We start from the raw sequence: 9813 nt of genomic DNA on the forward strand, positions 1-9813 counted from the left end.
TGTAAGGTACTAAATACGGATATCAGCGGGCCGCTAAGCGGCCAGATGCAAGGCGCACTTGCGACGGCGTAGTTGTTCTACGTCAAGCAAGTGCAACGCCGCAGATGGCTGCTTAGCGACCCGCCCGGAGGGAGCCCCCCCCCTCTTCACCTGGTAGAGAGGGCCCACAGCCGCGTTGCAGCTCTTGAAAATGGAATGACCATTCCCTGCGAGCTGCGCCTAACTGTGGACAATCTGGGGGGCTCTGGTATCACTATTTAGTTCCATACAGGACACTAGGATCCGAGCATTATTAAACGAGAACAACCATGCCCCAACAGTTTCCCATCGGCACCGACGAGTCCCGCGAGCAGTCGGGCCGCGACTTCGCCACCCTGGTCTACCTGATCCAGGCCATCAGCCTGTTCACCGCAGTGCCCTTCTTTATCGGTGTCATCGTCAACTACGCCAAGCGCGGCGACGTGCGCGGCACCCTGGCGGAGTCTCACTTCCGCTGGCAGATACGCACCTTCTGGTTTTGGCTGCTGTGGACGGTAATCGGCTCGGCGACCTGGTGGCTTCTGGGCCTGGGTTTCCTGATCCTCGGTATCGCCTGGCTGTGGGCGGTTTACCGGGTGGTCCGCGGCTGGCTGGTTCTGGCGGACAACCGCCCGGCCTACTGACGCGGCAATCCAAATTTGTAGGGTGCGCCACGCGCACCGAGTGAAAGTGAAGCCGCCCCGGCACTGGCTGAATGGTGCGCACGGCGCACCCTACTATAGGAACCCCGCTTAGAATTTTCCTGTGAGCGCCAGCAGGAAGAGGTCCGGCGGCAATTCCTGGCCATTTACCTCCAGCCGCCCCCGCTCCACCTGCAGGTGCATCTGCAATTCCCCGTTGTTTTCCAGCAACAGCCCGTACTGGCGCAGCACCGTGGCCTGGCCGATCAGCGGCGATTGCATCAGCGCCTGCTCCGCGGCGCTGAAGGTCAGGGTGCAGGTGAGCGGGCGCAGCCACCACGGGTCCCCGCCGCTGTCCACCGCCCGCGAGCCGGAGCGCTGGCCGCGCCAGTCGATATCCGCATCCAGCAGCGTCGGGCCATTGGCGGACTCCACAGACAGCTGCTGTTGCAGTTTCAGGGGCCTGTCCAATACCCGCTGCCAGTCGCGCTTCGCCGCAGGGGTGGCCAGCGCTTTCAAGTAGTGGCCCAAATCGGCCCAGGAAATATGTGGCAGGGTCAGTTGCTGCTGCAGCGACGTCACCGGCGTGGCCGACTGAACCTGGGGTACCTGCAGCGTGGAGGTCAGTTTAATTACCCCCGCTGACACCGGCTGCATATCCAGTTGCAGGGAAATATCCCGCAATTCCAGCGGCCCGGAATCCGATTCGGTGCGCAGCAGCGGCAGGGTGGCGGTCGCTTCTCCGGCCCCCCCCGGCGTGTAGAGAATGTCGGCGCGGGCCGGCTCCAGGTGGAAGTTCTCTCGCCCGCCGCTCGAGTGGCGAACCACCCCGAGTTCCAGCACACCGGTCAACAGCGATCCGCTGTAGTCACTTTCCACCCGCAGCTCCGCGCCCTCGAATACCAGCTCGCCGCCGCTGTCGCTGCGGGTAAAGGGTTCCAGCCGCAGGTAATTCACCACGCGGTTGTCCGTTCCCACCAGGGATTCGAGTACCAGCGGACTGTGGTCCAGGCGGCCGTAAAACTGCTCCAGCTGCTCGCGCAGCGCCGGCGCCAGCTGCTCCACGGCCAGGCGGGTCTCACTGTACACCAGGCCGATGCGCGGCCCGCGGGCGGTAAACAGCACCGGACCGTGCTGTATCTCGCTGTGCAGCCGGGTGTTGCCCTCCTCCGTCGCCAGGTCGGTGCTGGTCTCGGCACCGAACCAGCCGCGCTGATAGGCCCCCGCCTCACCGCCGCGCAATCGCCCGAGTTGCTGTTTCCACACCTCCTCCACCTTGGGCCCGATAACTCCGGGCGCCGCCAGGGCAGTGGCGATCAGCAGGACGGAAAGGGAAATCAAAACAGTGCGCAGTAACTTCATGGGGGCATCGAAATTGGAAATTTCCGTCGATGTTAGCAAATTCCGGGGGAGGTGGTGACGGTAATCGGCATAAAGAATTGGCAGGTACCCGGTAGGGGCGGCCATCCGCCATGCCCGCGATCGGAACCCAGGTGTGCCCGGGTAGCACGATCGCGGGCATGGCCCGCTCCTACACTGCGGCGAGGGCCTTTGCCACGCGGGAATTGCTCTCGCGGCCCAGTTCGGCGGAGATGAAGTTGCCGGCTTCCGCCAACCGGCGCAGGTCCACCCCGGTCTCTATCCCCAAGCCGTTCAGCAGGTACAGCACATCCTCGCTGGCCACATTGCCGGAGGCGCCTTTGGCATAGGGGCAGCCGCCGAGGCCGGCCACCGCGGAATCCACCACCGCCACCCCCAGCTGCAGCACAGCGTAGATATTCGCCAGGGCCTGGCCGTAGGTATCGTGGAAATGCACCGCGAGCTTTTCCAGCGGCAGCCGCGCGGCGACGGTTTCGATCATGCGCCTGGCCGCCTCCGGCGTGCCCACGCCGATGGTGTCGCCGAGGGAGATCTCGTAGCAGCCCATTTCGTACAGCGCCAGGCTGACCTCCGCGACCTTCGCCGGGTCGATTTCCCCCTCGTAGGGACAGCCGAGCACACAGGACACGTAGCCGCGCACCGGAATGCCGTCCGCCTTTGCGCGATCCAGCAGTGGGCGGAAGCGCTCCAGGCTCTCGGCAATAGAACAGTTGATGTTTTTCTGCGTGAAGGTTTCCGAGGCGGCACCGAATACAGCCACCTCGTCCGCCTTTGCCTCCAGGGCGCGCTCGTAACCCTTCAGATTGGGGGTCAGCGCGCTGTAGCAGACACCGGCGGCGCGGCGGATGCCGGCCAGCACCTCCTCGCTGGCGGCCATCTGCGGCACCCACTTGGGGCTGACGAAACTGCCCGCCTCGATAAACTGCAGTCCGCTGTCGCTGAGTTTGTCGATCAGTGCGATGCGGGTGTCGATGGAAATTTCCCGCTTTTCGTTCTGCAGGCCGTCGCGGGGACCCACTTCCACCATTTTTACCTTATTCGGGAGATTCATATTTGCAGTATCTCTTTTCGTTGCGAAGGTAGGGTGCGCCCCACGGCGGCCAATCCGGGGCGTCGCTATTCCTCCGCGAAGTCAATCAGCAGACTTCCGCCATCCACCAGCTCGCCCTCGGCGCAGAAAAACTCCCGCACGGTGCCGGCGGCCGGGGCGCGCAGTGTGTGCTCCATTTTCATAGCTTCCAGCACCAGCAGCGGCTGGTCTTTTTCCACCTGCGCGCCCGGCTCCACCAGCAGGGTGACGATAGTGCCGTTCATGGGTGCGTCCAGGCCCTGGGCGCGGCCGTCGCCCTCGCCCAGATCCGGTGGCAGCAGGCTGAATTCCACCTGGGTGCCATCGATAAAAACCGAGCCGCCACCCCGCGTCTGCACGCAGGAATAGTTCATCCGGCGCCCGTCCACCAGCGCGATTTCCCGGCCGGGAAGCGCGCGGATTGCCCCCTGCATATCTCCGCACTGCCAATGCAGCTGCTCGCCGCTGTGACGGAGGCTGAGCTGCACCTGCTGACCGCGGTACTCGATATTGTGGCTGCGCGCACTGGCCAGGTTGCAGCGCCAGTTGTCGCCGCCGTGCCAGGGGGAGTGTTCATCCGCCCTCGGCGCGGCGGCGCGCAGGTCGCGGCTCTCCCAGTCGCTCAGGCAGGCGGCGATGGCGGCGCAACTCTGCGGCGTCAGTTGGTGCTCCTGGTGCAGGATCTCCGCCTCGAAGTCCTCGATAAAATGCGTGGACACCCGGCCGCCGGCAAATTCCCGGTGGTTGATCACCCGGCGCAGGAATTCGATATTGTGGCGCACACCGGCGATCTGGTATTCCTGCAGCGCGCGGTCGAGTTTCGCCAGCGCCTCGCGGCGGCTGCGTCCGTAGCAGATCAGCTTGGCGATCATCGGATCGTAGTGCACGCCGATTTCGTCGCCGCTCTGCACGCCGGTGTCCACCCGAACCGACTCGGATTCCTTCGGCGGCCGGTGGCGGACCAGTTTGCCGGTGGCGGGCAGGAAATCGTTGTCCGGGTCTTCGGCGTAGATGCGCACTTCCATCGCATGGCCGAGGATATGCAGGTCCTCCTGCTCCAGCGGCAGGGGTTCGCCGGCGGCCACCGCCAGTTGCCAGGCCACCAGGTCCTGGCCGGTGATCATTTCGGTGACCGGGTGCTCCACCTGCAAACGGGTGTTCATTTCCATAAAGTAGAACGCGCCGCGGGCGTCCAGCAGGAATTCCACCGTGCCCGCCCCCACGTAACCAATAGCCTGGGCCGCGCGCAGTGCCGCCTCGCCCATGCGCGCGCGCAGCTCTTCGGTCATGCCGGGCGCCGGCGCTTCCTCCACCACTTTCTGGTGGCGGCGCTGCACCGAGCAGTCGCGCTCGAACAGGTAGATGCCGCCGCCCTTCTGGTCGCAGAACACCTGGATCTCCACGTGGCGGGGATTCACCACGTAGCGCTCCAGCAGCATCAGGTCGTCGCCGAAGGCGTTTTGCGCCTCTCGCTTGGCGGCCTCCAGCGCTGCGTAGAAATCCTCCACCCGATCCACCCGGCGCATGCCTTTGCCGCCACCGCCGGCAGCCGCCTTCAGCAGTACCGGGTAGCCGATACGCTGGGCGTAGCCCTCGAGAATACCCGGGTCCTGGTTGGTGCCGTGGTAACCGGGCACCAGGGGCACTCCCGCGTCCTCCATAATCCGCTTGGCCGCGGACTTGGACCCCATGGCCTCGATGGCGCCGGCGGGGGGGCCCACGAAGACGATTCCGGCACTGTGGCAAGCGCGGCAAAATTCGGCGTTTTCCGACAGAAAACCGTAGCCCGGGTGAACGGCATCGGCGCCGGTCTGCGTCGCCGCGTCCAGGACTTTGGAAATATCCAGGTAGGACTCTTTCGCCGGCGCCGGCCCCAGGCGCACCGCCTCGTCCGCCAGTTGCACGTGCAGTGCGTCGGCGTCCGCATCGGAATAAACCGCCACGGTGGCAACGCCGAGGCGGCGGGCGGTTTTGATAATGCGGCAGGCGATTTCGCCGCGGTTGGCTATCAGTAGTTTGCGAATCATAAAATCAGTACAAGATTGAATGGTGCTGAAATCGAGCGCGGTGGAAGCTCGCAGAACGGGCAAAGCGTAGGCAGAAAACTGCTCCATGCGTTTTCTGCATTCGCACTGTCCATGGCGGGCCCGTGCCCATTTTCCAGGTTCTGATGGGCACGCTGCGCTTTGCCCATCCTACAAAGAGCCGCTTCTTTTTTAGCTTGACCAGTGTCTGTTGAGTTATTCATTGCTGCCACTTGGGCGCACGCTTTTCGAGAAACGCGCCGAGCCCTTCCTGTCCCTCCGGGGAAACCCGCACCGCGGCAATCAGCGCGCTGGTCTGCCCCTGCAGTTCCTCGTTGATCACCCGGTTGGACATGGACATCGCCAGTTGCTTGGCCATGGCCACTGCGCGGGGGCCGTTGCATGCAATGGCGTCCGTGAGATTTTGCACGGTGGAGTCCAGCTCATCCTCGGCGCAGACTTCCGACACCAGGCCGATCTCCCGCGCGCGTTCGGCGGAAAAGCGTTCCGCGGTGACGAAGTAGCGCCGCGCCTGGCGGGTGCCGATGGCGTTGATCACGTAGGGACTGATAGTGGCCGGCAGCAGGCCGATTTTCACCTCGGACAGGCAGAAACCGGCGCGCTCGCTCGCCACGGCAATATCGCAACAGCTCACCAGGCCCACGCCGCCGCCGAAAGCGGCGCCCTGTATCCGCGCGATGGTGGGCGCGGGAAAGGTGTCCAGTTTATGCAGCATCGCGGCCAGGGTGGCGGCGTCGCGGCGGTTTTCCTCTTCGGAATAGTCCGCCATGCGCTTCATCCAGTTCAGGTCGCCGCCAGCGGAGAAGCTTTTGCCGTTCGCCGCCAGCACCAGGGCGCGAATAGAGGGATTTTGCGAAAGCCGGTCGAAAGTCTCGCCCAGTTCCCGGATCAGTTCATCGTCGAAGGCGTTGTGCAGCTCCGGGCGGTTGAGGGTGACGGTGGCGATACCCCGATCATCGATTTCGGTCAGCAGCTTGTCGCTCATATTCAATTCCTTAGTCTTCGGCGCCGTTTTTTTCTGTGTTTTGCAGGAGCGGGCCTGCGGCCCGTTGCGGAGCTGGAGCTCCGCGGTCCCGGACAGTTTACATGCGGAATACACCGAACTTGGTTTCTTCCGGCTCTTTGTAGCTCGCCGCGGCGAGGCACAGGCCCAGCACCCGCCGGGTATCCGCAGGGTCGATCACGCCGTCGTCCCACAGCCGCGCGGAGGCGTAGTAGGGATGCCCCTGGTGTTCGTAGTCTTCGACGATCGGCTGCCGGAAAGCCTTTTCCTCCTCGTCGCTCCAGGATTCGCCGCGGGCGGCCATCTGGTCTCTTTTTACCTGCGCCAGCACACCGGCGGCCTGTTCGCCGCCCATTACCGAGATGCGCGCGTTGGGCCACATAAACAGGAAGTTGGGATCGTAGGCGCGACCGCACATGCCGTAGTTGCCGGCGCCGAAGGAGCCGCCGATCAGCACGGTGAGCTTGGGCACTTTTGCCGTGGCCACCGCGGTCACCATCTTGGCGCCGTGCTTGGCGATGCCGCCGGCCTCGTACTGCTTGCCCACCATAAAGCCGGTGATGTTCTGCAGGAATACCAGCGGAATCTGCCGTTGGGCGCACAGCTCGATAAAGTGCGCACCTTTTTGCGCGCTCTCGGAAAACAGGATGCCGTTGTTGGCGACGATACCCACCGGGTAGCCGTGAATACGTGCGAAGCCGGTCACCAGGGTGGTGCCGTAGAGGGCCTTGAACTCGTCGAACTCGGAGCCGTCCACCACCCGCGCGATAATTTCGCGCACATCGTAGGGCTGGCGGGAGTCCTTCGGCACCACGCCGTAGAGTTCCCCGGCCGGATAGGCGGGTTCCACCGGGGGGCGGATATCCAGTTGCGGATTCTTAATGCGATTCAGCCGGCTCACCGAGCGCCGCGCCAGTTCCAGCGCGTGCACGTCGTTGTTGGCGTAGTGGTCCGCCACCCCGGAAGTGCGACAGTGCACCTCTGCCCCGCCCAGTTCCTCCGCGGAGACCTCCTCACCGGTGGCCGCTTTCACCAGCGGCGGGCCGGCGAGGAAAATCGTCGCCTGCTCTTTCACCATGATCGACTCGTCCGCCATCGCCGGCACATAGGCGCCGCCGGCGGTGCAACTGCCCATCACCACCGCGATCTGCGGAATATTTTTCGCGGACAGGTTAGCCTGGTTGAAGAAGATGCGCCCGAAGTGCTCGCGGTCCGGGAACACTTCGTCCTGGCGCGGCAGGTTGGCGCCGCCGGAGTCCACCAGGTAGATGCAGGGCAGCTTGTTCTGCTCCGCGATCATCTGCGCGCGCAGATGTTTTTTAACCGTGAGCGGATAGTAGGTGCCGCCTTTCACCGTGGCGTCGTTGGCGACGATCACGCAGGGCTGGCCGGAGACGGTGCCGATGCCGGTGATAATGCCCGCGGCCGGCACTTCCTCGCCGTAGACCTCGTGGGCGGCCAGCTGCGAGAATTCGAGGAAGGGACTGCCCGGGTCCAGCAGCGCATTGATGCGATCCCGGGGCAGCAGCTTGCCGCGGGCCAGGTGTTTTTCCCGCGCCTTTTCCCCGCCGCCCCGGGCGATGGTTTCGACTTTTTCCCGCAGGTCGGCGACCAGCTTTTGCATCTGTTCGCGGTTTTCTGCGAACGCGGGGTCGCGGGGGTTAATTTTGCTGTGCAGCTGGTTCATAAACTCTGGTTTTCTTGTCTCTGTAGGAGCGGCGAGGACGGGCCGCCCCGCCGCTCCTACAGAGTGATTATTCCAAATTGGGCAGCAGGCCTGACGCCCCCTCCCCCGACCCCTCCCCCGCAAGCGGGAGAGGGGAGCCACTCTTTCGAGTCCCGAGTCCCGAGTCCCGAGTCCCGAGTCCCGAAAATTATCTGGTTTCGTTAAACAGCTCGCGGCCGATCAGCATGCGGCGCACCTCGGAGGTGCCGGCGCCGATCTCGTACAGCTTGGCGTCGCGCAGCAGGCGGCCGGTGGGGTATTCATTGATATAACCGTTGCCGCCCAGGGCCTGGATGGCCTGCAGGGCCATTTGTGTCGCGCGCTCGGCAGTAAACATGATTACCGCGGCGGCGTCCTTGCGCGAGTCCTCACTCCGGTCACAGGCGCGGGCGACCGCATAGAGATAGGCGCGGCTGGCGTTCAGGTCTGCGTACATATCGGCGATCTTGCCCTGCATCAGTTGGAATTCGCCGATGGCGCGGCCGAACTGCTTGCGCTCGTGGACGTAGGGCACCACCGCATCCAGGCAGGCCTGCATAATCCCCACCGGGCCGCCGGAGAGGATGGTGCGCTCGTAGTCGAGACCGCTCATCAATACCCGTACGCCGCCGTTCAGTTCGCCGAGAATGTTTTCCTCCGGCACTTCGCAGTCCTCAAACACCAGTTCGCAGGTGTTGGAACCGCGCATGCCCAGCTTGTCGAGTTTCTGTGCCTGGGAAAAACCGGCAAAACCCCGTTCGACGATAAACGCGGTGATACCGCCGGAGCCCACTCCCGGCTCGGTGCGCGCGTAGATCACGTAGGTGTGCGCATCCGGGCCGTTGGTGATCCACATCTTGTTGCCGTTGAGGATGTAGCGGTCCCCTTTTTTCTCCGCGCGCAGCTGCAGGCTGACCACGTCGGAACCGGAGTTGGGCTCGCTCATCGCCAGGGCGCCGATATGTTCGCCGGAGCAGAGTTTGGGCAGGTATCTTTCCTTCTGCTCGCGGGTGCCGTTCTTGCGGATCTGGTTGACGCACAGGTTGGAGTGGGCACCGTAGGACAGGCCCACGGAGGCGGACGCGCGGGAGATTTCCTCCATGGCCACGGCGTGGGCCAGGTAGCCCATGTCGGAGCCGCCGAACTCCTCCTCGACGGTGATCCCCAGCAGGCCCAGCTCGCCAAATTTTTTCCACATGTCCGCGGGGAACAGGTTGTCCTCGTCGATCTGCGCCGCGCGCGGGGCCAGCTCCGCCTGGCAGAACTTGTAGACCATATCGCGCAGCATATCGATCTCCTCGCCGAGGCCGAAATCGAGGGTGCGGTAGGGGGTATTCATAGCGACTCCAACAGGGTTTGCCAGTTGCTCTATTCAGGAAGGATTTTTGCGGTGGTCAGGTGAAAGCGCGGCGCGGGCCCGCGCCTCCGCCCGATCCAGTTCACCCATCAGGCTGTGGATGTCGCGCAGCTGCTGTTGTAGTTGCGCGCGCTTCTGCTCGATGGACTGGAGCAGCCGCTGCAACTGCTCCACATTGCCGTGAGCCGGATCGTACATATCGATAATTTCCCGGCTCTCGTCCAGGGAGAAGCCCAGCCGTTTGCCGCGCAGGATCAGCATCAGCCGGACCCGATCCTCGGGGCTGTAGACGCGGGCCTGGCCGCGCCGCGCCGGACTGAGCAACCCCTTGTCCTCGTAGAAGCGGATGGCGCGGGTGGTGATACCGAACTCCTGCGCCAGCTCGGAAATGCTGTAGCTGCCGGGCTCGATGGTTTCGGTCTTCATAGCGGCTCTCTCGGGTTGCGGGCGAAGCTTAGCAAAGGGTTACGTTGACGTAAACGTAAAGCAAGAGCCGAAACTGACCGAGGGCTGGATACCAGTCGCATTACTTTTTTGCCGACTGTAGGAGCGGGCCATGCCCGCGATCGGATTTGCTTCGTAGCTCAGGTCGATC

General features: G+C 63.9%; 9 protein-coding genes. 1 reads left to right on the forward strand and 8 read right to left on the reverse strand.

The features are described 5' to 3' along the window. Positions 1 to 308: 308 nt before the first annotated feature. Positions 309 to 662, forward strand: a complete 354-nt coding sequence (locus ACRC0P_RS02500) for a DUF4870 family protein (RefSeq protein WP_438628202.1) — start codon at positions 309 to 311, stop codon at positions 660 to 662. Between the two features lie 108 nt (positions 663 to 770). Here the strand turns inward: ACRC0P_RS02500 and ACRC0P_RS02505 are convergent, their stop codons facing one another. The 8 genes from ACRC0P_RS02505 to ACRC0P_RS02540 all read right to left on the reverse strand — a co-directional run bounded on the left by ACRC0P_RS02505 (position 771) and on the right by ACRC0P_RS02540 (position 9644). Beyond that, entirely contained in the window at positions 771 to 2021 is a 1251-nt protein-coding gene (locus ACRC0P_RS02505; RefSeq protein WP_438628204.1) for a DUF945 family protein, read from the reverse strand. 169 nt (positions 2022 to 2190) lie between these two features. Continuing rightward, positions 2191 to 3090: a hydroxymethylglutaryl-CoA lyase gene (locus ACRC0P_RS02510; protein WP_438628205.1), complete on the reverse strand. Its 900-nt coding sequence runs from the start codon at positions 3088 to 3090 to the stop codon at positions 2191 to 2193. A gap of 65 nt (positions 3091 to 3155) precedes the next feature. After that, positions 3156 to 5135, reverse strand: coding sequence for an acetyl/propionyl/methylcrotonyl-CoA carboxylase subunit alpha (locus ACRC0P_RS02515; protein WP_438628206.1), 1980 nt, complete (start codon positions 5133 to 5135; stop codon positions 3156 to 3158). After that, positions 5132 to 5356, reverse strand: coding sequence for a hypothetical protein (locus tag ACRC0P_RS02520; RefSeq protein WP_438628207.1), 225 nt, complete (start codon positions 5354 to 5356; stop codon positions 5132 to 5134). The genes ACRC0P_RS02515 and ACRC0P_RS02520 overlap by 4 nt, the downstream gene beginning before the upstream one ends. Further along, positions 5353 to 6138: an enoyl-CoA hydratase/isomerase family protein gene (locus ACRC0P_RS02525; RefSeq protein ID WP_438628208.1), complete on the reverse strand. Its 786-nt coding sequence runs from the start codon at positions 6136 to 6138 to the stop codon at positions 5353 to 5355. Before ACRC0P_RS02525 ends, ACRC0P_RS02520 begins: the two co-directional genes overlap by 4 nt. Positions 6139 to 6235: 97 nt before the next feature. Continuing rightward, positions 6236 to 7843, reverse strand: coding sequence for a carboxyl transferase domain-containing protein (locus ACRC0P_RS02530; RefSeq protein WP_438628209.1), 1608 nt, complete (start codon positions 7841 to 7843; stop codon positions 6236 to 6238). Positions 7844 to 8030: 187 nt separating this feature from the next. Further along, positions 8031 to 9200, reverse strand: a complete 1170-nt coding sequence (locus ACRC0P_RS02535; RefSeq protein WP_438628210.1) for an isovaleryl-CoA dehydrogenase — start codon at positions 9198 to 9200, stop codon at positions 8031 to 8033. Positions 9201 to 9233: 33 nt separating this feature from the next. Further along, on the reverse strand, positions 9234 to 9644 hold the full coding sequence (locus ACRC0P_RS02540; protein WP_438628211.1) for a MerR family transcriptional regulator: 411 nt from the start codon (positions 9642 to 9644) through the stop codon (positions 9234 to 9236). Positions 9645 to 9813: the final 169 nt, after the last annotated feature.

It is taken from the genome of Microbulbifer sp. (assembly GCF_051659245.1).
GTDB lineage: Bacteria > Pseudomonadota > Gammaproteobacteria > Pseudomonadales > Cellvibrionaceae > Microbulbifer.